Source organism: Burkholderia semiarida (assembly GCF_029268935.1).
In the GTDB taxonomy this organism is placed as follows: domain Bacteria; phylum Pseudomonadota; class Gammaproteobacteria; order Burkholderiales; family Burkholderiaceae; genus Burkholderia; species Burkholderia semiarida.
Genome location: NZ_JAHLCL010000001.1, coordinates 191,880 through 214,592 on the forward strand (window position 1 = coordinate 191,880; position 22,713 = coordinate 214,592).

Genomic DNA, 22,713 nt, shown 5'->3' on the forward strand with positions numbered 1-22,713 from the left:
CCTCCCGAACATCCTCACCGATTGCTCCCGCAAGTGCTCACCGAAGCGCCCCGGAAAGGCTCACCGGCACCTCCCGCAGGTGCTCACCGGCCGTTCCCGGGAAAGCTCACCGAATGCTCCCGTATCGGCTCACCACGCTGTCCCGGAAAAGCTCCCTCACTGCTCCCGAAAAATCTCACCTGTCTCACCTTCGTGATGGCTTTGAATCCGCGAGGCCGGCATATGGCCGCGAATATTTGCGAGCACATCGCTTGAAACGGCGGCGCAAGACGAATATCGCAGCACGCTGGTGCGCATCTCCCGACCTCATCCGTGCCTCGCGATATCGCCGCGATCGACAGGCTCGACACGTTGGCAAGCGCTTCATCCGGGATGATTTTTCGACTTCTTTGCATTCCTGATCGAAATTCCGGCATGGCGAAACATTGCTGCCTCGACGCCATGCGCTCACCCTTCAGCGTCGGGGCGCGGACCGACGCCTACGGCTGCAACTTCATCCTGAAACCCACGACACCGGGCTCCTCCGTCGTCGACACCTCGAAACCGCACGATTTCGCGAGCGAGATCATCGCCGAATTCTCGCGCAGCGCCTCGCCGACCATCCAGGCGGTGCCGCGCGAGCGTGCGTAGTCGATGATGCGGGTCATCATCAGCCGACCGAGCCCCTTGCCCTTCTGGTCGGGCCGCACCGCGATCGCGAACTCCGCCGTCTCGTTGTCGGGATCGGCCACCGCGCGCACCACCGCGAGCGTGTGGTCGCGCCCGGACACATCGGTAAACGACACGATGAAAGCCATCTCGCGGTCGTAGTCGATCTGCGTCATGCGCGCCACCTGCGAATGATCGAAGCTGCGCACCGCGCCGAAGAAACGCATCCGCAGATCTTCCGGCGTCATCGCACCGAGCAGTTCGTTGTGCGCGGCTTCGTCCTCCGGACGGATCGGGCGGATCGTCACCGTCTCGCCGTGCCACTCGAGCGTCTGCTCGAGGTGCCGCGGATACGGCATGATCGCGAGCCGGCTGCGCCCCGAAGCCAGCGTGATGCGCGGCGCGATTACCCATGCGCGGTCGGACAGCACGCGCAGCGTGACCGACATCGCCACGACTTCACGCACGTCGCAAACGGCCTGCGACAGCGCAGTCAGCGCATCGAGCGTGGGCTCGACGGGCGTGCTGCGCGCATACGGCGAGCGCTCCATCACCGCGCGGGCGAGCACGGTGTTCAGCGGCGGCAGGCCGTAGACGACGAACGGCGCCGATACACCGTCCGCGGGCGGCACGGCATAGCGAAACACCGGACCGAAGTTCGAATCGTCGTACATGTCGACCGTGATATCGACGATTTTCTTGCCGGCCGGCTCGTCGGGCTGCTCGCCCTGCAGACCGAAACGGGACAGCCAGCGCAGCGCGGCTTCGCCGGCCAGTTCATGCTGACCGGCTTCGACCATGCGGCGCGCATCGGCCTGGGCCGATGCCACGCACTCGGCCGGCTGCAGCGGCGCGCCTTCCGGCGTCTGCATCAGCAGTTGGCGCCCGAGGTTGTAGTCGACGAGACGCGCATACGCGCGTGCGAGCCGCTGCGGCGTCGTATGCACCGGAATGCCGTTCGCGTGCAGCGCGTCGCGCGTCGCCGCGTCGACCGCGCCGAAGAAACACGCGAGGATGCCGCGATGCGCGTATTGCCGCGAGTCGATCAGCGTGCGCGCGACCCGATCGGCCGGCGCGCTGTGCGAAGTCGAATGAACGACGAACAGCGTGCCCGTCTGCGGAAACGGAGCGAGCGCCTTGATCGCCTCGGCAAAATGCTCGGGGCGCGCATCGTCGCCCAACGTGAGCGGGTTGCCGGGTGCCGCGAGATGCGGCAGCGCGGCAGCAACGGCCGACGTTGCCGCGGGCGACCAGTTTGTCAGTACGTCGCGCACCTCGGCCACCGCATCGACCGCGAGTTTCGCCACGCCCGCGTCGCTCGTCACGAGCGTCGCCGCCCCACGCGCGGTGACACGGCCGACGCCGAGCGTCTCGATTTCGTCGAGCAGATCGTCGAGCGCATCGACGCGCACCATGCCCGCGCGCTGGAACGCCGCCGTGTACAGCGCGTCGCCGGGGTCGGCCCGGCCGGTGCGCAACGCGAGCACCGGCTTGTTGCGTGCGGCCGCGCGCGCGGCCGACATGAACTTGCGCGCCGCGCGCACGGTATCGAGTTCGAGCAGGATCGCGCGCGTGCCGGGGTCGCTTGCCAGATAGTCGAGTACGTCGCCCGCATCGACGTCGGATTCGCTGCCGAGCGCGACGACATGCGAAAAGCCGAGGCCGCGCGCATCGGCCCAGCCAAGCACCGCGTTCGTCAACGCATTCGATTGCGACACCCACGCGACGCCGCCCGATCGCGCCGTATACGCAGGCGCGCCGAAATGCGCATGCCGCGCGGGCGACAACACGCCCAGGCTGCCGGGCCCGACGATACGGAGCACGAACGGCTTCGCCGCCTTCAGCGTACGATCGACCGCGGCGCGATCGGCATCGGTGCGCGCCTCGCCGACGATCACCGCGACGCGCGTGCCGAGCTCGCCGAGCTTGCGCACGATGCCGGCCCAGGTCGCGGGCGGTGTGCAGATCACGGCAACCGACGGGGGCGCGGGCAACCGGTCGACATCGGAGACGACCGCATGCCCGTCCAGCTCGCGATATTTCGGGTTGACCGGCCACACGGGCCCCTGGAACGCGCCGTCGAGCACGCGCGACCACACCATCGCGCCGATACTGCCCGCGCGCGATGACGCGCCGACGACCGCAACGGACCTGGGCTGGAACAATGCATCGAGATGGCGAACGGTCACATCGGCTCCCTGCGGTGACGAAAGACGACACGATCGGCATGCGGCCGGGCAGGCCATGCGCCGATCGACGCGAACTCCAAGCATAGGCGAAGCGCCCGCGACTGCCTATATGCCGAACGGCCGACTATTCGACGAACGTCAATGCCCGCACCATGGGCCTGCACCACATGCGGCCCGGCATCGCAGCGCCGCTCGCACGATGCACGCAACGCGGCACGACGCTGCAGCCGCTTTCTCAAAGGTGAGGATTTACAGGAGCCATGGTGAGTATCTTCGGGAATCGCACGACATACCGCGCCACCACGCGAACGGTGATGAAAATCCGCGTCATGCATGCACCGCGAAAATGGCGAATGCCAATGCGCGTGCGCTGCGCCATTACGCGGTTGTTTACGCAAATTCCCCGCGATATGCAGTCGGATCGCGGCAAATTCGCAAAGCGGTATCCGTTAATTGCGCGGCGGCGCACCTCAATCCGTCGGGGAAAATCGCATGACGCGCGCGCAAAAACAAAACGGTGCGAAGGCCGCATGGCCATTCGCACCGTCGGTCGACACGCGAAAGGTGAGGATTTTCGGGAGTCAGTCCTTGATCAGGAAACGTCCGCGATTCTTGCCGAGCCATGCCGGCGCCCGCCCGCGGCCACTCCAGGTTTCGCCCGTCTTCGGGTTCAGGTACTTCGGCGGCAAGGTGCGCCTGGGCTTCGCGGCGGCAGCGGCGGCCGCCGCTCCTGCCGGGCGAAAACCGAGCTCTTCCGGCGTGATGTCGTATTCGTCGATTTTCGCGCGGATCGTCGCGATCGCGTCGGCGATCGCCTTTTCACGTTCCTTGTCGATCTTTTGCTGAAGCCGTTCGAGCTGCGCGGTCAATTGCCTGTAGGTCGCCATATGGATGGGACTCCGTGAGTGTTATTCGTGAAAAACAAGTGACTCAAGCAAACAGAAAAGCGCTTCGCCCGATCGTGGTCTCCTCAGCCGGTCATTTCGGGATCAATAACCGCTTTTCTTCTTGCATGCGAAGAGAAGATTTCGCACGGCGTCATCCGTCGATTGCTGGATCACGTCGAAATCTCCGTTGCACATGGCCCGGGCATTGTCCGTGCAATTGCTCCAGTCGCTGCCGGTGCATTGCACCTGCGTGGTCGGACGCCCGTCCGAAGTGAACAGCGGAGCACCGCCACCGCACCCGCCGAGCCCGGCAACCAGAACCAGCATCACGGCCGCCCGAGGCCACCGACAGACCGACGCAAGCATGTGTTTCATTGTTGTTCCCGTCAACCTTTTTTTGAATGTCGCGAGTATGCCATGGGCAGCCGTTCGGCCGTCAGTCCGGCGTGCGGTCGGGTTGCCCGCGCGCCTTGTACGGCAAGCGCTTGCGCGGATCGTCGGTGATGCGAATGAAAACCTGCTCGACGTCCGGAAGCGCCTCGAATTCGCGTTGCAGCGCCTGGCGATCGAATGCCGTATCCGCGCATCCTTCGACGTAGATGAAACGTCGCTGCACGGTGATCCACAGGCTCGTGCCGCGCAGACGATCGGAGCCGGCAAAGTGCGCCTTCGCCGCATCGGCGATCGACGCGTCATACATGTACGAGTTCGGCTTCGTGCAGCGATGGGCGAGCCAGCAGGTCGTGCCGCGTTCGGCGCGGTAGTGCGCATCGTCCGTCATCTCCGCGCGCGTCATCCACGGGCCGAGCGGCAACGGGCATTCGGCCACGTCCCGCGACAGCGCGACGAACGGATCGTTGTACCAGTTGCGCCGCGTGTCGGGCGCGTCGGGCGTGTCGGTGTTGCCGGCCTGCGCGAGTGCGGCGCCCGCCAGCAACATGGTCAGCCACCCCGCGATGCCGATCTGCTTCATCGTGACTCCTGTTCGATGCGTTACATCGGGCCGCATCGGCGTCGCCGATCGGCCTACCGGGCGATACCGAGCGCCGCCAGTTTCTTGTACAGCGTCGCGCGGCCGATGCCGATGCGCGCGGCCGCTTCAACGACCTTCCCGTCACAAGCCGCCAGCGCATCGGTCAGGAACTGGCGCTCCCACGCCGCCAGTGCATCGGCATACGAAACGGCCGGCGCACCGGATGTCGTCAACGCGTCGCCCGCGCGCTGCTCGGCCGGCACCGCGGCAATCCGCTGCGCCGGCGCCGCACCGTCCGGCGAGATGCGCACCGGCCCGAGAAACGGTGCGAGCGCGCGCGCATCGATCACCGAACGGTCCGACAGCATCAGCGCGCGTTCGAGCGTATTGCGCAACTCGCGCACGTTGCCCGGCCACGGATACGCGCACAGCATCCGCAATGCATCGTCGGTCAGCTCGCAGTGCGCGGCGCGCCCGTGCTGGGCCGCCAGTTCCTCGAGCGTCGCATAGACGAGCGCCGCGATGTCGGATGCGCGTTCGCGCAGCGGCGGCGCGTGGATCGTCAGCACGTTCAGCCGGTAATAGAGATCCGCGCGAAAACGCCCGGCTGCCACGAGCGCCGGCAGGTCGGCCGACGTGGCGGCGATGATGCGCACGTCCGCCCGCACGATCCGGTTCGAGCCGACCGGCTCGAACTCCTTGTCCTGCAGCACGCGCAGCAGCTTGCCCTGCAACGGCAGCGGCATGTCGCCGATCTCGTCGAGAAACAGCGTGCCGCGATCGGCCAGCTCGAACTTGCCGACGCGCCCCTTGCGATCGGCGCCGGTGTACGCGCCGGGCGCCGCACCGAAGAATTCGGTTTCGAGCAGCGTGTCGGGAATCGCCGCGACGTTGACGGTCACGAGCGGCTGGAGCGCACGCGCCGACGCCGCGTGAATCGCGTGGGCGAGCAGTTCCTTGCCGGTGCCCGTCTCGCCGAGCAGCAGCACCGGCGAATCGACTTGCGCCGCGCGACGCGCCTGGCGCTTGGTCTCGAGGCTCGCGGCGCTCGTGCCGACGAAGCTCGCGAACGTGTATTTCGCGCGGCGCGCCTGCGCGAGCGAGCGCTGCGTCGCGATCAGTTGCTGCTGAAGCTGCGCGTAGCGGGAAAAAATCGGCGTGAGCGTCTTCAACTGGTCGAACAGCGCGAAGCCGATCGCGCCCACCGTCTCGCCGGCCTCGTTCTTCAACGGCAGGCGCGTGACGACGAGCGGTTCGCGGCCCGTCTCCATGATGTCGAGCAGGATCGGCTGCCCGGTCGACACGACCTCGCGCATCAGGCTGTTCGGAATCACGGCCTCGCAGTCGAGGCCGACGGCCTGCTGCGGATCGGCGAAACCGAAGCGTGCGGCGTAACGCTCGTTCATCCACACGACGCGCGCCTCGCGATCGACGACCACCGTGCCCGCACTCGAATCCTCGAAAGTCCGGAACAGCGACTCGGCGGCGCGCCGCAGCACGTCGCCGTAGTTGACGGGCAGGCGGGCCCAGTCGTTCATCATCGTGTCGTCGTCTCCATTTATCGTCGGCCAGATTGTCTCTGAAACGAGACGGATTATCTCACTCTGGAGACACCCCGCAATGCGTTGTCCGGGAAAGCCCTGCATGATTTCGAGGGTCGGCCGGATGGCCGAAACGTCTCCCGATGGAGACGTTTTATGTAGAATCGTCAGACTTACGCCGGCGCGGGCCCGCCGGCCGTCGGCGGGCCCATGTCCGGCGGCGCAATGCGCCCGATGGCACGAAACCTGCACCAACCCGAGTTGGTCCGCGGTGCACCGCGCGATCGAACAACAACCAAAGCCATTCCAAGCTTTTAGGAGACTCCCTTGTCTTTCGTGATCGTCCTCGCCGCGCTGGCGTTCCTGATGTTCGCCGCGTATCGCGGCTACAGCGTGATCCTGTTCGCGCCGATCGCCGCGCTCGGCGCGGTGCTCCTGACCGAACCCGCCGCCGTCGCACCCGTTTTCTCGGGCATCTTCATGGAGAAGATGGTCGGCTTCGTCAAACTGTATTTCCCGGTCTTCATGCTCGGCGCCGTGTTCGGCAAGGTGATCGAGCTGTCCGGGTTCTCCGAGTCGATCGTTCACGCGGCGATCCGCTACATCGGCCGCTCGCGCGCGAATGCAGTGATCGTCGCGGTATGCGCGCTGCTCACCTATGGCGGCGTCTCGCTGTTCGTCGTGGTGTTCGCGGTCTATCCGTTCGCGGCCGAACTCTATCGCCAGAGCAACATCCCGAAACGGCTGATGCCCGGCGCGATCGCCCTCGGCGCGTTCTCGTTCACGATGGATTCGCTGCCCGGCACGCCGCAGATCCAGAACATCATCCCGACCACGTTCTTCAAGACGACCGCCTGGGCCGCGCCCGCGCTCGGCACGATCGGCTCGCTGTTCATCATCGTCGTCGGCCTCGCGTATCTCGAATGGCGGCGCCGTTCGGCAATGGCGAAGGGCGAAGGCTACGGCACGTCGCTCGTCAACGAACCGGAACGCGTCGAGGCGAAGGCGCTGCCGCACCCCGCGCTGGCGATCCTGCCGCTGATCCTCGTCGGCGTGTCGAACTTCGCGTTCACGAAGCTGATCCCGCAGTGGTACGGCGCCGCGTCGTACACGGTCGCGCCGGAAGTGCTGCCGGGCGTGCACGCGCCGGTCACGACGTCGATCAAGACCGTCGTCGCGATCTGGTCGGTCGAGGCCGCGCTGCTGCTCGGTATCGTGCTGGTGGTGCTGACGGCATTCAAGCGCGTCAGCGACCGCTTCGCGGCCGGCTCGAAGGCCGCCGTCGCCGGCGCGCTGCTCGCCGCGATGAACACCGCGTCGGAATACGGCTTCGGCGGCGTGATCGCCGCGCTGCCGGGCTTCCTCGTCGTCAGCGATGCGCTGAAGAGCATCCCGAACCCGCTCGTCAACGCAGCCGTGTCGGTCAGCTCGCTCGCCGGCATCACGGGCTCGGCGTCGGGTGGCATGAGCATCGCGCTCGCCGCGATGTCGGACCTGTTCATCAAGGGCGCGCAGGCCGCCAACATCCCGATGGACGTGCTGCACCGGGTCGTCGCGATGGCGAGCGGCGGCATGGACACGCTGCCGCACAACGGCGCGGTCATCACGCTGCTCGCGGTCACGGGCCTCACGCACCGCGAGTCGTATCGCGACATCTTCGCGGTCACCGTCATCAAGACGCTCGCGGTGTTCTTCGTGATCGCCGTGTACTACGCGACGGGGCTCGTGTAAGCGTTGGCATCAGGGCGGCGCTTCGTGCGCCGCCTTCCCGTCTTTCAAGATCGGACCGCATGCGCGCCGGAATCAATTCCGGAATGCGCATCCGGTCCGACTTCATTTCCCTGCCCGCCGAATCAGGTCAAATTCACGCCGCCGCGCCTGCACACGCGTGGCGGCTGCCCGGCGCCATTGCACGACCTCGCCCCTTACGCGCCCATTGTTACCCGCAGCAAAACACTGCGTTGGGCGCGATCGCATTTTTCCCGGGCCCGCCGCGGCCTACACTGGTTCCAACGTCGCGCGGCGCTTCGACGAACGAAGCGCCGCGAATTACCGGAATCGCGGAGGTCCCGATCATGAAGCGCCTGTTCCAAGCCGTTGCCATCGCCCTGGCCGTCTCGGCCCCGTTCGCCGCACAGGCCCAGTCGAACCAGCCGCTCACGCGCGCGCAGGTCCACGCCGAAGTCAAGGCGCTCAAGCAGGCCGGCTTCCAGTCGAGCGACTGGTTCTATCCGGCCAGCATCGTATCGGCCGAAGCGAAAATTGCCCGCGAGCACGACGCCGGATACGGCAGCGACCGCGGCGCATCGTCGGAGTCGGGCCGGTAATCGTTCGCCCCGCCCGCTCGACGATCCGTCGACGCGTCGTTACGCCTTCACGGGCTGGATCAGCTTCGCGCACGCCGCTGCCTGCGGATCGCCCGCCGGCAACTTCCCGCACACGCCGTCGAACTGCTTAACGACCGACCTGACCGACGCATCGTGCGCGCCGCTGCCGCGCCAACGGTTCAACTGCGTGACGACCTTGGTCAGCGCGCGCAGGTTCGCGCCGTAGAACGCGTCCCGGGTCTTGTCGGCCTGTGCGAGCACGCTGGCGGCAATCCCTTCGATGCGCGCCGAATCGTTCGGCGCCAGTTCCACCGCATTCGCAAAGTAAGTCGCGCCCCAGCGCAGCTTCGTCGCCGGCCCGCTCGCCGCGTCGTACGCCTTGCGATACCAGTCGAGCGCGGCCGCCTTGTCGCCGCGCGCCTTCGCGTTCGCGGCCAGCCCCGACATGAAGTAGTACGGCGTGGACGAACGCGGCAGCTCGGCCTTCAGCAACGCATCCGATTCGTCGTACAGGCCGGCGTCGGTCAGCGTGTCCGCGCCTTCGCTGACGAGCGCCTGCCGCTCGTACGCGTTCGCCGCGCCCTGCACCGACGCGGCGATCTGCTTGCGTGCGGTGTCGGCCAGCGCCGCCGGTGCGGCGGGCGACGTGCCGCTGCGCGCGTCGCCGCGCGCGAGCAGCACGCGGCCGTGCAGCGCCATCAGCCGGTCGATCGACGATAGCGTGGTGTCGGTCGACAGGCGCGCGAGCGCCGCGTCGTATGCGCCGCGCAACTTGGTGCGCTGCGCGTCGTCGCCGCCGAGATACGCGACCACGCGCGCGGGGGCCGCGACCAGCACGTCCGAATCGGCGCGCGACAGCGCGGCATCGTGCAGCACCGTGCGCAGCGAATCGGCCAGCGCAGCCTTGTCGAGCGCACCGGCCTGCGTCGGGTCGTCCGACGCGGCGACCACCGCCGACTTCAACGCGAAGCGCGCCGATTCGGCTTTCGCGCCAGCCGCCCGTGCGCGTTGCGCGAGCGACTGCAGCGTCTCGGCGACACGATCGGCCGGCACCGGCAGCGCACCGTCGGTATCCCACGAATAGTCGGCCAGCAGGCGCCAGTCGTCCGGCGTCAGCGACGCGCCGTTCTTCAGCGCCGTCGCGAGCGTCTGCCGCACCGGATGCGCGGCCGTCATCCCGAGCGACAGCGCCTGCATGTAGCGGTCGAGATCGGCCTCGCCCGGCAGCCGCGTCACTTCGGTGCCGTCGGGACGGAACAGGATCATCGTCGGATAGCCGTGCACCTTGAAACGCTCGCCGAGCTTCTGCGCGCTTTCGGTATCGCCGTCGAGATACACGGGCACGAAGAACGACGAGCGCGTCTTGAATGCCTGCTGGCTGAAGATCGTCGACTTCACCTGGTTGCACGACGGGCACCATACCGCGCCCCAGTACAGCAGCAGCGGCTTGCCCTCGCGCTTCGCGAGCGCGAATGCGGCATCGACGTCGCCGTGTTGCCACGCGATACCGGGCGGCAGATGCGCACCGTCGGGCGATGCGCTCGCCGCCGGCGCGGCCGCGGGCGTGGCAGCGGCAAGCGCCGCACCGGCGGCGGCGAACAGGCAGGCGGCGGTGAGATTGCGGAGAACGGTTTTCATCGAAGCGGATTCCGTTGAAAAAGACGGTTTCAGGGCGATGCCGCGCAGGCAACGAGGGCCGTGAAGCGATGACGATGAAGTCGGCCGACATGCCGCGCCGCGCAGGCATCGATACGGAGAAACGAAGCCGGCCGAATCGGCCGGCAAATCTTTCGACGATACGACGGATACAGCCGAAGGAAAACGAACGAATTCTCGATTGAATATGACGCGCGGCAGCGCGGCTGCACGGCCGCGCGTGCCGTCACGTCCGCGACGGCCGGCCCTTCATTGCCGCGCCCTGATCCGGGCCATGTGATACACGGACGCATGCACGCCGTCGCGCAATGCGTAATCCGGCGATTCGCCCTCGATGCGGAAACCGTGTTTCTCGTAGAGCGCGATCGCCGCGCGGTTGTCGGTGAACACGGTCAGCTCGACGCGCGTGATGTTCAGCCAGTTCTCCGCGAGATCGATCGCGGCCGCGAGCAGCCGGCCGCCGATGCCATGCCCGTGACGGGCCGCGTCGACCATCATGCCGAGCGCCGCCGCGTGCCGCCTGCGGGGATTCGGCTCGGGACGCAGGCCGAGATGGCCGACCACCGTGCCGTCGATTTCGGCGACGAGGCTCACGCCGTGCGCGCGTATGTCGTCGAGCCGCTTCTGCCATTTTTCGAGCGACGGAAACGGCTGCAGCAACGTATTCATGTACACCGCGGGGTGCGCGGCGATCTGCCGGATCGCGTCGACGTCGTGCGTCTCGCTGTGCCGGATCCTGATATCGGTCATGGGTGGGCCGGGTCCGAAAAGTCGCGCCGATGGCGCGGACCGCGCACGCGCGCGGCAATGCATCGAGCTTAGCCGATTTCACGCATTTGAAACACGGGGTCACGCCGTGTCCGTCAGGTTGCATCCGCAACGAAACGCCTTCGCACCGCGCGCGCGGAATCCGGAAAATTCTGACCGGCCGCCCCTCGGCGATCGGTAATTTATTACCGTTTTCAAGCTCGCAAAGCGCTCGAATGAATCGTTGTGCATGCAACGTCGCGTTCGCGACATGCAATGTCATTTCTTCATCACGTCGACGTCATGCGGCCTCCCTAGACTGAGCGCCGCGCCGGCCGCGATGCGCGCACCGCCGCGACACGCGGCCGACGCCCCGAACGCGCAAGCATCGCGGACCGTCCCGTGGCGGGACGACACCCGGGCACCGCCAGACGAACTCACGAACGCTCCCACCTTCACAGGATCCGAACGCCATGACGTCACGCCGCAAATTCCTTCAGCAGACCGCCGGTTCCGGCCTCGCCGCCGCCGCGCTGTCCGCGTTTCCGCCGAGCATTCGCCGCGCGCTCGCCATTCCCGCCTTCCACGAAACGGGAACCATCCAGGACGTGAAGCACGTCGTGCTGCTGATGATGGAGAACCGCGCGTTCGACAGCTACTTCGGCACGTTCAAGGGCGTGCGCGGCTATGGCGACCGCTTCGCGGTGCCGTCGCCGAACGGTCGCGACGTGTTCTACCAGTCGTACACGAAGGTGACGCCCGCCGCGACCGTGACGCCGTATCACCTCGACGCGCGCCAGGGCAACGCGCAGCGCGCGGGCGGCACGCCGCACGCATGGGCCGATGCGCAGGCCGCGTGGGATCACGGCCGGATGAACCGCTGGCCCGACACCAAGACGCCGCTGTCGATGGGCTATTACGACGCGGCCGAAGTGCCGTTCCAGCGCGCGCTCGCCGATGCGTTCACGCTGTGCGACCACTACCACTGCGGGATGCACACGGGCACGATCGCGAACCGCCTGTTCTACTGGAGCGGCACCAACGGCCCGAACGGCATCAGCCCGGCCGACGGCAGCCGCGTGAAGATCGCCGCGCTGAACAACCAGTTCAACGGCGGCAACGACATCGGCCCGTCGAGCCAGGGCTGGACCTGGACGACGTACGCCGACCGGCTGCAACAGGCCGGCGTGAGCTGGAAGGTCTACCAGAGCCTGATCGACAACTTCGGCTGCAACGAGATGATGAGCTTCCGCCACTGGCGCGCGGCGATCGAGCAGATGCCGGCCGCGCGCCGGCCCACGTACGTCGCGTCGACCGACATCACGCAGCCGGTGACGGCGGCCGGCGCGTTCTACGATCCGGCGATCGACGATCCGCTGAGCCCGCTCGCGAAGGGGTTCGGCAACACGATGCCATACGGCTTCCTCGAAACGTTGCGCGACGACATCCGCAACGGCAAGCTGCCGGAAGTGTCGTGGATCATCCCGCCGTCCGCGTACAGCGAGCACCCGGGGCCGTCGAGCCCCGCGCAGGGCGGCTGGTACGTGCAGGCCGTGCTCGACGCGCTGACGGCGAACCCGGAGGTCTGGAGCAAGACCGTGCTGCTGGTCAACTACGACGAGAACGACGGCTTCTTCGACCACATGCCGTCGCCGGCCGTGCCGTCGCGCAACGCCGACGGCACGCTCGCGGGCGGCCATACGCTGTCGGCCGCCGACGTCGCGGTCGAGTACCACGACTTCACGCCGGCCACGTCGAGCCAGCCGGCCAGCGACGGCCGTCCGTACGGCCCGGGCCCGCGCGTGCCGATGTGGATCGTGTCGCCGTGGAGCCGCGGCGGCTGGGTCAACTCGCAGGTGTTCGACCATACGTCGACGCTGCGCTTCCTCGAGAAGCGCTTCGGCGTCGCGGAGCCGCAGATCAGCGCGTACCGCCGCGCGGTGTGCGGCGACCTGACGAGCGCGTTCAACTTCCGCACGCCGAACGACGAGCCGCTGCCGACGCTCGCGGGCCGCACGACGAAAAGCCAGGCCGATGCGCTGAGCGCCGCGCAGCAAACCGCGCCGAAGATCGTGCCGCCCGCCACGCCCGCGCTGCCCGCGCAGGCGACCGGCGTGCGCCCGTCGCGCGCGTTGCCGTACGAGCTGCACGCGAGCGCGCGCGCCGATGCCGCCGCCGGCACGGTCACGCTGAAGTTCGCGAACACCGGCCGCGAGGCCGCCGTGTTTCACGTCTACGACAAGCTGCACCTCGACCGGCTTCCGCGGCGCTACGTCGTCGAGCCGGGCAAGACGCTGCATGGCGACTGGGCCGCGCGCGCGGACGACGGCGGTAAATATGACCTGTGGGTGCTCGGCCCGAACGGCTATCACCGCCGCTTCACCGGCGATCTGAGCCGCCTGGCCGGGGCGCGCGCGCCGCACCCGGAAGTGCGCGTCGGCTATGCGGGCGCGAGCGGCAGCCTCCACCTGCGGCTGCGCAACGACGGCGGCGGCACGGTGCGCTTCACGGTGAAGTCGAACCAGGTCTACGGGCCGCTGTCCGGTCGCGGCGCAAGCGCCGACCATGGTCATGGTCACGGCGACGAAAACGGTCACGGTCACGGCAACGGCCATGGCACCGGCACCACGTGGACCGTCACGGTGCGCGCCGGCGATCAGTCCGAACTGCACTGGAAGCTCGATTCGACCGGCTACTGGTACGACTTCATCGTCACCGCCGACAGCGACGCGAGCTTCTCGCGCCGCGTGGCCGGGCGCGTCGAAACCGGCCGCCACTCGGTCAGCGACCCGGCGATGGGGCTCGCCGACCGCTTCTGACGCCACCGCGGCGACGCGCGGCGCGGCGCGCGCCGCCCGCGCCGGGGCGGCCGCGAACGCCGTTCGGGTACCGGTTCCGGCCGGGGCCGATCCGGCGCAGACGCCCGCCCGGCGCGGCTCAAACATCAGAAGGATCGGTGGTGTAGCCCTCATTTCCGGCCCACGAAAATGCTCCGTGTCGCGGCCCGTTCGCGTTAAACTGCGTCAAGCCGTATTCAACAAAGACATCCTTGCCGCTCCGGCATCCACGACACGATACGAGGATAGGTTCGATGCGCACTACCGGCTCATCCGGGGCAATGACCCTGCTCACCGAACACGACGCGGCCGACGGCCGCGAACTGCGCTCCCTCCGGCTCGAAGCCACCGGCGACGGCAAGAGCGTGCTGCTGATCGAGGTCGACGAACGCAAGCCCGGCATCCACCGCGAGGTTCGCTACGAGATCACCCCGGCCGAACTGATCGCGGCGATCCGCTCGCACGGCGCCGAGCTGCCCGGCGAAAACCACGGCGCCGCGTCGCTCGCCCGTACGCCCTCCTGATTCCGAACGGTGAGCCGCGTGCAACGCGCCGGCTCACCCACATTCCCCTGCCGCCGTCAGGCGCTTTGCATCATTCCCGCCGCCGCGTTGAAAAAGGCCGATAATCGGCCCATCCGCCTTTCCTGCCCACGCGTTTCCTTTTCGGCCAGCCGTCATGCTCCGTGACCTCGTCGCCCAGTACGGGCCGCTTCTCGTGTTCGCCAACGTGCTCGCGGCGGCCATCGGCCTGCCGGTGCCCGCGATGCCGACGCTCGTGCTGTTCGGCGCGATGTCCGCGATGCATCCGGCGATGATCGGCTCGCAACTCGTGACGGTCGTGGCGCTGTCGGTGCTCGGCGCGCTGGTCGGCGACACGGTCTGGTACGTCGCCGGGCGGCGTTACGGCGGCACGACGCTGAAGACGATCTGCCGGCTGTCGCTGTCGCGCGATACCTGCGTGAAAAAGACCGAGCGCTTCTTCGGCCGCTACGGCGTGCGCGTGCTCGCGGTCGCGCGCTTCATTCCGGGGTTGTCGCTCGTGTCGGTGCCGATGGCCGGCGCGCTCGGCACGCGCTACCGCACGTTCGCCGGCTACGACGCGCTCGGCGCCGCGCTGTGGACGATCGTCGGGCTGGGCGCCGGCCTCGTGTTCTACCGGCAGATCGACTGGCTGTTCGCCGGCGCGAGCCAACTCGGCCGCGCGGTGCTGCTGGTCATCGTCGCGCTGCTCGCGGTCTATGCGGCCGTGCGCTGGATGCGCCGCCGTGCGCTGATCCGCCAGCTCGCGAACGCGCGGATCGGCGTCGACGAGCTCGACATGCTGCTGCGCGACGCCGCCGCGCCGGTGGTGCTCGACGTCCGCTCGCCCGAGCACCGCAAGCTCGACCCGTTCACGATTCCCGGTGCGCAGTTCGCCGACGAGCGCCAGATCGGCGACATCGTCGCGCGCTATCCGCTCACGCAGAAATTCGTCGTGTATTGTTCGTGCCCGAACGAAGTGACGGCCGCGCTGATGGCCAAGCGCCTGCTCGATGCAGGCTTCACCGATGCGCTCGCATTGCGCGGCGGCCTCGACGCGTGGCGCGATACGGGCCGCCAGCTAACGTCGCTCGTGGAAGAGGTGCCCGCCGCGAACGATTCCGTAGCGGGATGGCACAAGCCGGCCTGATCGCATCGATCGCCGGCCGGCCGTGCGAGACAGGGGGCCTTGCGCCCCCTTCGGTCAGAACGCGTGCAGCGGCAGGTTCACGACCAGACGGTACTCGGTGTTCGTCGCGTCCGAGTAGTGGGCCGAACCGTTGTGCCACATCGCGATGAACGTGACCTTCGTGTTCTTCAGCTTGCCGCTCTGGAACGTGTACGACGGGATGAAGCCGAACTCGTGGTGACGGCCCTGCACCGGCGCGCCGTTGCTCCAGTAGATGCTCGACTTGCTCGGGTCGTTCGCCGCGCCCGCGCTGCCGTCCGCGCCCCAGCCGGTCACGCCCCACACCATCGCCTTGAAGCCGGGCAGGCCCGCTTCCTTGCCGTAGAACGTGTAACGCAGCTGCAGCGATTTTTCGTGCGGCGCGTTGTAGTCGACGTCCATCGAGTTGGTCAGGAAGATGCCGTTCGTTTCGTTCAGGTAGTCGAAGAACTGGTCGCCGAGCACCTGCTGGAAGCCGACCAGCAGCTCGTGCGGGCCGTGCTGCGCCGCCAGCGACAGGCTGTACGCGTTGTTGTTGATCTTGCCTTGCAGCGCGTCGCCCGTGTCGTGCGTCGAGTAGACGTTGCCGAAGCCGGTCCACTTGATCGTCTGCGGGCTGCCGATGCTGTGCTTCACCGACGCGTAGTACTGGTGCCACACGTCGTCGGCCTGGTTCGCGTACAGCGCGACCTCGCCGTTCGGCGAGTAGTCCCACGTGCCGCCGACGTAGGTCAGGCGGTTCACGCGCGTGCCGCCGTATTGCGTCGTCAGGTTGGTAAGCGTCGTATGGCCGCGTGCGTCGGTCTTCGTGAAGCTGCCGGCCTCGAGCATCACGTTCTTGAATTCATTGCTGACGATCGTCGCACCGAGGAACGTCGGCGGCAGCGCGCGGTTGTCGTGCTGCTCCATGAACGGGTTGTCGACGGCCTGCAGACCGTACTTGACCACCGTGTTCGAGATGCGCGCCTTCACGTCGTAGATGCCCGGGTACGCCCATGCAAGCTGGTTCGACCCGCCGCCGCCCTTCGCCACGTGCACCATGTTGCCCGCGCCGGCGCCGCCGTCGAGCTTCAGGCCCGCGTACAGCGATGCGTCGACGCCGAAGCCGATCAGGCCCGCCGTATAGCCGGACTCGAAGTTCGCCATCACGCCCTGAACCCACGCATGGCGATGCGGCCCGCCCTTGTTGTCGAGGATGTCCGAATAGTTGCGGAACAGGAAGTCGAGATGGCTGTCGGCGATGAAGCCGTTCGATTTCGACTGCGCCGACGGCTCGTCGGGCGGCGTGACGGCCTGGCTGGCCTCGGCATTGACAATGGCGTTCGGGGTCGTTGCCTGCGCAACGGCCGCGCCCGAGCCGGCGGCAGGCGCGGCCTGCGCGACCGTCAGCGGCGCGGGGGCCGCGTCGTCGGCGTGCGCGACGCCCGTCAGCGAGACGCCGGCGAGCGCCGGCAGTCCCCATGCAAGCAGCATCTTCGATGCCGTCCCGATCGTCTTCTGCTTTTTCATCGTAATAATTCTCGTCTTGTGTTGATATCGTCCACGCCGGTCGCGATCCGCTCCCAGCCCCCCGGCGAGCCCCGCCAAGGACGCGCCTGTACCCGCGGTGCGAAGATCGTTCGCGCCGCACCTACCCCTGTTGACCTGCCTTGGTTATGTTTGCTGTGTCACTTCAGCACGCCGCGCCCGCGCGGATGCATGCGACGCGCGCCGCCGACCCCTGCCGCACTTCCGGCAGCGGCACGTCCCGCGCGCATGCGTCGATCGCGACCGGACAGCGCGTGCGGAACGCGCAGCCGGACGGCGGGTTGAGCGGCGAGGGCATCTCGCCCGCCAGCAGCATCGGACGGCGAGCACGCTCGCGCGCCGGCTCCGGCGTCGGCGCCGCATCGAGCAGCGCCTTCGTGTACGGGTGCTGCGGCACGCCGTACACGTCATGCCGCGTGCCGAACTCCATCACGCGGCCGAGATACATCACGAGCACGCGCTGGCTGATGGCCTTCACCACCGCCAGGTCGTGCGCGACGAACAGATAGGACAACGACAGTTCGCGTTGGAGATCGCGCAGCAGGTTCACGATCTGCGCCTGGATCGACACGTCGAGCGCCGATACCGGTTCGTCGCAGATCACGAGCTTCGGCTCGCTGATCAGCGCGCGCGCAATGCCGACGCGCTGGCACTGCCCGCCGGAAAATTCATGCGGATAACGCAGCAGGTGATGCGCGTTCAGGCCGACGCGTTCGAGCATCGAGATCACGCGGCGGCGCACTTCGGTACGGCCGAGGCCCGCGTGATGCGTGACGAGCGGCTCCGCGACGACCTGCTCGATCGTCATGCGCGGGTCGAGCGACGCGAGCGGATCCTGAAAGATCATCTGCACTTCGCGCCGCATCGCGGTGCCGCGCAGGTGATCGGGCGCGACGGCCTGGCCGCGCCATTTCACGGTGCCGGCCGTCATCGGCACGAGGCCGATCAACGCCCGCGCGAGCGTCGACTTGCCGCAGCCCGATTCGCCGACGAGCCCGACCGTCTCGCCGCGCTTGACGTCGAACGACACGCCGTCGACCGCGCGCAGCGTGCCCTTCGGCGACCACGGATAGCCGCCGAGCGGCACGCGGAAATGCACTTTCAGATTGTCGACGGACAGCAGCGTGTCGTCCGTCGCGCCGGCTTGGCGGCGTTCATCGACGCTCATCGCAGACCTCCGATCAGATCGGCCACGGGCCGGTGGCACGCGCGCACCGCGCCCTCGGCGCCATAGGTTACGAGCGCCGGGCGCTCGGCGCCGCAGCGTTCTTCCGCATACGTGCAGCGCTTCGCGAACGCGCAGCCGGCCGGCGCGGTGCCGGGCATCGGCGGGTTGCCGGGAATCGCGACGAGCGGCGCATCGTCCGCATCGGTCAGGCGCGGCAGCGCGTTGAGCAGGCCGATCGTGTACGGATGCGACGGCGCCGCGAAGATCGAGTCGGCCGGCGCGTATTCGACGGTGCGGCCCGCGTACATGACCATCACGTCGTCGGCGAGGCCGGCGACCACGCCCATGTCGTGCGTGATCAGCACGATCGCGGTGCCGCGCTCGCGGTTCAGCTCGCGCAGCAGGTCGATGATCTGCGCCTGCACGGTCACGTCGAGCGCGGTGGTCGGCTCGTCGGCGATCAGGATTTCCGGCTCGGACAAGAGCGCCATCGCGATCATCACGCGCTGCCGCATGCCGCCCGAGAACTCGTGCGGATACATGCGGATGCGGCGCGCGGCGTCGGGAATGCGCACCGATTCGAGCGCCTCGATCGCGCGCTTGATCGCTTCCTTGCGCGACAGCTTGCGATGCAGCTGCAGCGTCTCGGTCATCTGCCGCTCGATCGTCAGGAACGGATTGAGCGACGTCATCGGATCCTGGAAGATCATCGCGATGCGGTCGCCGCGCACCGCGTTCAGCGCGCGCGTATCCATGTCGAGCAGGTTGTCGCCGCGGTAGCGCGCGGCGCCCGTCGTCGTGCCGTTGCCGGCCAGCAGGCCGAGCAGCGCCATCACGGTCTGGCTCTTGCCCGAGCCCGATTCGCCGACGATGCCGAGCGTCTTGCCGGCTTCGAGCGAGAACGACACGCCGTTCACGGCGTCGATCGGCGGCGCATCCTTGCGCGTGAAGCGCACGCCGAGGTTTTCAACTTCCAATAGAGCGGCCATCTTCAGCGATCCTTCGGGTCGAGCGCGTCACGCAGGCCATCGCCGACGAAGTTCACGCAGTAGAGCGTCACGCACAGCATGACGGCCGGGGCCAGCAGCAGCCACGGCATCGATTCCAGTTTCTGCGCGCCGTCCTGGATCAGCACGCCCCAGCTCGTCATCGGCTCCTGCACGCCGAGGCCGAGGAACGACAGCACCGATTCGGTGAGCACGATGTTCGGCACCGAGACCGTCGCGTACACGACGACCACGCCGAGCAGGTTCGGCACGACGTGGCGCAGCACGATCGACGCCGGCGACACGCCGATCGCGCGCGCCGCATCGACGAACTCGCGGTTGCGCAGCGACAGCGTCTGGCCGCGCACGACGCGCGCCATGTCGATCCACGAGAACGCGCTGATGGTCAGCACGACCAGCATGAACGAGCGGCCGAACAGGGTCATCATCAGGATCGCGATCAGCAGGTACGGGATCGCGTACATCATGTCGACGACGCGCATCATCACGGCGTCGACGCGGCCGCCCGCGAAGCCGGCGGTCGCGCCCCACGCGACGCCGAACAGGCCCGACACGAGCGTGCCGAGCAGGCCGACCTCGATCGATACGCGGCCACCGATCAGCGTGCGCACGAGCAGGTCGCGGCCGAGCTCGTCGGTGCCGAACCAGTGCTGGTTCGCCCAGGTCGGCGGCAGGCTGATCGAGGCCCAGTCGCTCGCGGCGGGATCGGCCGCGAGCAGCCACGGGCCGACGAAGCACGCGAGCGTGATCAGCGCGAGCAGCACGAGGCTGAACACGGCCGCACGGTTGTGAAGGAAGCGTGCGAACGCCAGCTCGAGCGGCGAGCGCGAACGCGGCGGCGAATCGGTCTGCACGGGCAGGCCGACGACGGGAGTGGTCGGGGTCATCGCTGTGCCTCGCTCAATAACGGATGCGCGGATCGAGCCACGCGTACGCGAGGTCGACCAGCAGGTTGAACAGCACCGCGAAGACGGTCGTCAGCACGACGAGGCCGAGCACCAGCGTGTAGTCGCGGTTGATCGCACCGTTCACGACGAGCTGCCCGAGGCCCGGCAGCGCGAACACCGATTCGGTGACGACGGCCGCCGTGATCGACGTGATGCAGACCGTGCCGAATAGCGACACGACCGGCATCAGCGCGGGCTTGAGCGCGTGGCGCAGCACGATGGTCGAGCCCGGCAGGCCCTTCGCGCGCGCGGTGCGGATGTAGTTGCTCGACAGCGTCTCGATCATCGAGCCGCGCATCACGCGCGCGAGCAGCGACACGTTGATGAGTGTCAGCAGCGCGATCGGCAGCAGCCGGTACCGCCAGCCGCCGTCGCCCCAGCCGCCGGCCGGCAGCCAGCCGTTGCCTTCCGACGTCTTCAGCAGGATCGCGAAGATCCACACCATCACGGGGCCGAGCACGAACGGCGGCACGACGTTGCCGAAGTTGCCGATCAGCATCACGAAGCGGTCGATCACGCTGTCGCGGCGCACGGCCGCGACGGTGCCGAGCAGCACGCCGAGCACGATCGAGATCGGGATCGACACGCCGCCGACGCCGAGGCTCACGGGCAGCGCCTTCTTCACGAGATCGTTGACCGACCAGTCGACGTAGCGGAACGACGGGCCGAGATCGCCGTGCAGCAGCGAGCCGAGATACAGCAGGTACTGCTTCCACAGCGGCTCGTCGAGGTGGTACTTCGCGTTCAGGTTCGCGAGCGTCGCGGCGGACAACTGCTTCTCCGTATCGAACGGGCCGCCGGGCGTGAAGTGCAGCAGCAGGTAGCAGACGGTGATGACCGCGAGGATCGTCGGCACCGCCCACAACGTGCGCCTCAATGCGTAGGCCAGCATGATCGCTCCGCTCAGTGCTTGATCAGGTACATGTCCTGCGAGGCGCGCATGTCGATCACGTTCTTCAGCGAATAGCCGCCCACGTACGACTTCACGAGACGGTCGGCCGAATACTGGAACAGCGGCACCATCGGCGTGTCCTTCATCGCCATGTCGTGCGCCTGCGTGAGCAGCGCGGCGCGCGCCTGGTCGTCGAGCTTCTGGTTGCCTTCCTCGACGAGCGCGTCCACCTGCTTGTTGCAGTAGCCGACGGTGTTCTGCGCGCTGCCGCAGCGGATCAGGTCGAAGAAGGTCATCGCGTCGTTGTAGTCGGCGAACCAGCCGTCACGCGCGATCTGCACCTTGCCGTCGTGCCGCTGCTTCATCAGCACCTTGAACTCGACGTTCTCGAGCTTCGTGTTGATGCCGAGCTTCGTGCGCCACTCCGACGCGGCGAACAGCGCGACCTTCTTGTGCAGGTCGTTGGTGTTGTACGTGAGCGTAAACGACAGCGGCTTCGCGTCCGAGTAGCCGGCCTGCTTCAGCAGGTCCTTCGCGGCCGCGACGCGCCTGGCCATCGGCCACGCCGCCCATTCCGGCGTGAACGGCTGCTGCACGCCCTTCGTGCCGTTCGGCATCAGCCCGTACATCGGCTTCTCGCCGGCCTGCGTGAGCTTCGACGTGAGCACGTCGCGATCGATCACCATCGACAGCGCCTGGCGCACGCGCTTGTCCTTCAGCGCCGCGTCGCTGTTGTTCAGGTAGTAGTAGTAGGTCGCGAGCTGCAGGCCCTGGCGCAGCTCGCCGCCGAACTGCTTGCTGACCTGCTGGAAGATGCCCGACGGGATCGAGTAGCTGTAGTCGATCTGGCCGGCCTGGTACATGCGCATCGCGGTTTCGTCGCTTTCGATCGGCAGGTACGTGACCTTGTTGATCACGACCTTCGACGCGTTCCAGTACTTCGCGTCCTTCGTCGCCACGATGCGGTTGTTCGGCTGCCAGTCGGCGAGCTGGTACGCGCCGTTGCTGACGATGTTGCCCGGGCGCGTCCACGCGTCGCCGAACTTCGCGACCACGTCCTTGTTCACCGGCGCGAGCGGCGCCATCGCGGTCAGTTCGGGGAAGAACGCGACGGGCACGTCGGTCGTCACTTCCAGCGTGTACGGGTCGACCGCACGCACGCCGAGCGTCGACGGCGCGGCCTTGCCGGCGATGATGTCCTTCGAGTTCTTGATGAACTCGACGAGGATCGTGTACTTCGAGCCCGTCTTCGGATCGACGAGACGCTGCCACGAGTAGACGAAATCGGCGGCCGTCACCGGCTGGCCATTGCTCCACTTCGCGTCGTGGCGAAGCTTGAAGATCCATGTCTGCGGCGTCTTGCGTTCCCACGACAGCGCCACGCCGGGCACGATCTGGCCGGCCGCGTCGATGCGCGCGAGCCCTTCGAACAGGTCGAGGCCGATCGTGTTGCCGGTCCACGATTCGATGTGCGCCGGGTCGAGCGACTCGACTTCGGCCGGCACCTGGCGCGTGAGGTCCTGTTGGGGAGCGAGCGCGACGTTGGACGGAACGGTCACGGCGTGGGCGGCGGGCGTCGTCAGGGCGAGCGCGGCCAGCACGGCCGACATGGCATGCAAGGATTTCATCGTGGCGGTCTTGAGAAGGTGGTTCGGTGGGCGTCGCGCGGCGGATGCCG

The 22,713-nt window shown here is 67.6% G+C and carries 18 protein-coding genes; 5 read left to right on the plus strand and 13 right to left on the minus strand.

Translation table 11 applies throughout. From position 1 onward, the window contains the following. Positions 1-479: 479 nt before the first annotated feature. The 5 genes from KPB06_RS00910 to KPB06_RS00930 form a co-directional block, all read right to left on the minus strand. Positions 480-2,837 carry a bifunctional acetate--CoA ligase family protein/GNAT family N-acetyltransferase gene (locus KPB06_RS00910; RefSeq protein ID WP_059581770.1) on the minus strand — a complete coding sequence of 786 codons (2,358 nt, stop codon included), beginning with the start codon at positions 2,835-2,837 and terminating at the stop codon, positions 480-482. Positions 2,838-3,418: 581 nt separating this feature from the next. Next, positions 3,419-3,724, minus strand: coding sequence for an H-NS histone family protein (locus tag KPB06_RS00915; RefSeq protein ID WP_059581767.1), 306 nt, complete (start codon positions 3,722-3,724; stop codon positions 3,419-3,421). A gap of 102 nt (positions 3,725-3,826) precedes the next feature. Further along, positions 3,827-4,099: a hypothetical protein gene (locus tag KPB06_RS00920; protein WP_059608900.1), complete on the minus strand. Its 273-nt coding sequence runs from the start codon at positions 4,097-4,099 to the stop codon at positions 3,827-3,829. A gap of 61 nt (positions 4,100-4,160) precedes the next feature. Further along, the gene (locus tag KPB06_RS00925) at positions 4,161-4,697 is read right to left on the minus strand and encodes a BON domain-containing protein (protein ID WP_059581764.1); all 537 of its coding nucleotides are present in this window, start codon (positions 4,695-4,697) and stop codon (positions 4,161-4,163) included. Between the two features lie 53 nt (positions 4,698-4,750). Continuing rightward, the gene (locus KPB06_RS00930) at positions 4,751-6,238 is read right to left on the minus strand and encodes a sigma-54 interaction domain-containing protein (RefSeq protein ID WP_059581763.1); all 1,488 of its coding nucleotides are present in this window, start codon (positions 6,236-6,238) and stop codon (positions 4,751-4,753) included. Positions 6,239-6,565: 327 nt separating this feature from the next. On the opposite strand from KPB06_RS00930, the gene KPB06_RS00935 reads away from it, so the two are divergent. Together KPB06_RS00935 and KPB06_RS00940 are read left to right on the plus strand one after the other, a co-directional pair. Next, positions 6,566-7,969 carry a GntP family permease gene (locus KPB06_RS00935; protein WP_059581760.1) on the plus strand — a complete coding sequence of 468 codons (1,404 nt, stop codon included), beginning with the start codon at positions 6,566-6,568 and terminating at the stop codon, positions 7,967-7,969. 344 nt (positions 7,970-8,313) lie between these two features. Next, entirely contained in the window at positions 8,314-8,565 is a 252-nt protein-coding gene (locus tag KPB06_RS00940) for a DUF4148 domain-containing protein (RefSeq protein ID WP_059582185.1), read from the plus strand. A 39-nt stretch (positions 8,566-8,604) separates the two neighbouring features. Here KPB06_RS00940 and KPB06_RS00945 read toward each other — a convergent pair whose 3' ends face one another. Next, positions 8,605-10,203, minus strand: coding sequence for a thioredoxin family protein (locus KPB06_RS00945; RefSeq protein ID WP_104013304.1), 1,599 nt, complete (start codon positions 10,201-10,203; stop codon positions 8,605-8,607). Positions 10,204-10,470: 267 nt separating this feature from the next. Then, a complete protein-coding gene (locus KPB06_RS00950) occupies positions 10,471-10,971 on the minus strand; it encodes a GNAT family N-acetyltransferase (protein WP_059581756.1) in 501 nt (166 codons plus the stop codon). Between the two features lie 470 nt (positions 10,972-11,441). On the opposite strand from KPB06_RS00950, the gene KPB06_RS00955 reads away from it, so the two are divergent. The 3 genes from KPB06_RS00955 (at position 11,442) to KPB06_RS00965 (ending at position 15,476) form a co-directional block, all read left to right on the plus strand. Beyond that, complete coding sequence (locus tag KPB06_RS00955; RefSeq protein ID WP_275905270.1) at positions 11,442-13,787, plus strand: phosphocholine-specific phospholipase C; 2,346 nt, start codon at positions 11,442-11,444, stop codon at positions 13,785-13,787. 272 nt (positions 13,788-14,059) lie between these two features. Next, a complete protein-coding gene (locus KPB06_RS00960; protein WP_059581751.1) occupies positions 14,060-14,329 on the plus strand; it encodes a hypothetical protein in 270 nt (89 codons plus the stop codon). A gap of 154 nt (positions 14,330-14,483) precedes the next feature. Next, positions 14,484-15,476, plus strand: a complete 993-nt coding sequence (locus KPB06_RS00965) for a DedA family protein/thiosulfate sulfurtransferase GlpE (RefSeq protein ID WP_059581748.1) — start codon at positions 14,484-14,486, stop codon at positions 15,474-15,476. A gap of 54 nt (positions 15,477-15,530) precedes the next feature. Here the strand turns inward: KPB06_RS00965 and KPB06_RS00970 are convergent, their stop codons facing one another. The 6 genes from KPB06_RS00970 to KPB06_RS00995 all read right to left on the minus strand — a co-directional run bounded on the left by KPB06_RS00970 (position 15,531) and on the right by KPB06_RS00995 (position 22,663). Continuing rightward, positions 15,531-17,003 carry an OprD family porin gene (locus KPB06_RS00970; RefSeq protein WP_059581745.1) on the minus strand — a complete coding sequence of 491 codons (1,473 nt, stop codon included), beginning with the start codon at positions 17,001-17,003 and terminating at the stop codon, positions 15,531-15,533. 163 nt (positions 17,004-17,166) lie between these two features. After that, a complete protein-coding gene (locus KPB06_RS00975) occupies positions 17,167-18,189 on the minus strand; it encodes an ABC transporter ATP-binding protein (RefSeq protein ID WP_059581742.1) in 1,023 nt (340 codons plus the stop codon). Further along, positions 18,186-19,178 carry an ABC transporter ATP-binding protein gene (locus tag KPB06_RS00980; RefSeq protein WP_226223484.1) on the minus strand — a complete coding sequence of 331 codons (993 nt, stop codon included), beginning with the start codon at positions 19,176-19,178 and terminating at the stop codon, positions 18,186-18,188. The genes KPB06_RS00975 and KPB06_RS00980 overlap by 4 nt, the downstream gene beginning before the upstream one ends. Positions 19,179-19,180: 2 nt before the next feature. After that, on the minus strand, positions 19,181-20,083 hold the full coding sequence (locus KPB06_RS00985) for an ABC transporter permease (protein ID WP_059644373.1): 903 nt from the start codon (positions 20,081-20,083) through the stop codon (positions 19,181-19,183). A 13-nt stretch (positions 20,084-20,096) separates the two neighbouring features. Then, entirely contained in the window at positions 20,097-21,035 is a 939-nt protein-coding gene (locus KPB06_RS00990; RefSeq protein ID WP_059581735.1) for an ABC transporter permease subunit, read from the minus strand. Positions 21,036-21,046: 11 nt separating this feature from the next. Then, positions 21,047-22,663 (minus strand): peptide ABC transporter substrate-binding protein, encoded by a 1,617-nt coding sequence (locus KPB06_RS00995; protein ID WP_124658194.1) that lies wholly within the window; start codon positions 22,661-22,663, stop codon positions 21,047-21,049. Between the last annotated feature and the right edge of the window lie 50 nt (positions 22,664-22,713).

Coding starts and splice junctions, on each gene's coding strand:
- KPB06_RS00985 (WP_059644373.1), bottom strand. CDS start 20,083: ATGACCCCGACCACTCCCGTCGTCGGCCTGCCCGTGCAGACCGATTCG.
- KPB06_RS00920 (WP_059608900.1), bottom strand. CDS start 4,099: ATGAAACACATGCTTGCGTCGGTCTGTCGGTGGCCTCGGGCGGCCGTG.
- KPB06_RS00975 (WP_059581742.1), bottom strand. CDS start 18,189: ATGAGCGTCGATGAACGCCGCCAAGCCGGCGCGACGGACGACACGCTG.
- KPB06_RS00965 (WP_059581748.1), top strand. CDS start 14,484: ATGCTCCGTGACCTCGTCGCCCAGTACGGGCCGCTTCTCGTGTTCGCC.
- KPB06_RS00950 (WP_059581756.1), bottom strand. CDS start 10,971: ATGACCGATATCAGGATCCGGCACAGCGAGACGCACGACGTCGACGCG.
- KPB06_RS00930 (WP_059581763.1), bottom strand. CDS start 6,238: ATGATGAACGACTGGGCCCGCCTGCCCGTCAACTACGGCGACGTGCTG.
- KPB06_RS00990 (WP_059581735.1), bottom strand. CDS start 21,035: ATGCTGGCCTACGCATTGAGGCGCACGTTGTGGGCGGTGCCGACGATC.
- KPB06_RS00955 (WP_275905270.1), top strand. CDS start 11,442: ATGACGTCACGCCGCAAATTCCTTCAGCAGACCGCCGGTTCCGGCCTC.
- KPB06_RS00995 (WP_124658194.1), bottom strand. CDS start 22,663: ATGAAATCCTTGCATGCCATGTCGGCCGTGCTGGCCGCGCTCGCCCTG.
- KPB06_RS00915 (WP_059581767.1), bottom strand. CDS start 3,724: ATGGCGACCTACAGGCAATTGACCGCGCAGCTCGAACGGCTTCAGCAA.
- KPB06_RS00980 (WP_226223484.1), bottom strand. CDS start 19,178: ATGGCCGCTCTATTGGAAGTTGAAAACCTCGGCGTGCGCTTCACGCGC.
- KPB06_RS00925 (WP_059581764.1), bottom strand. CDS start 4,697: ATGAAGCAGATCGGCATCGCGGGGTGGCTGACCATGTTGCTGGCGGGC.
- KPB06_RS00960 (WP_059581751.1), top strand. CDS start 14,060: ATGCGCACTACCGGCTCATCCGGGGCAATGACCCTGCTCACCGAACAC.
- KPB06_RS00970 (WP_059581745.1), bottom strand. CDS start 17,003: ATGAAAAAGCAGAAGACGATCGGGACGGCATCGAAGATGCTGCTTGCA.
- KPB06_RS00940 (WP_059582185.1), top strand. CDS start 8,314: ATGAAGCGCCTGTTCCAAGCCGTTGCCATCGCCCTGGCCGTCTCGGCC.
- KPB06_RS00945 (WP_104013304.1), bottom strand. CDS start 10,203: ATGAAAACCGTTCTCCGCAATCTCACCGCCGCCTGCCTGTTCGCCGCC.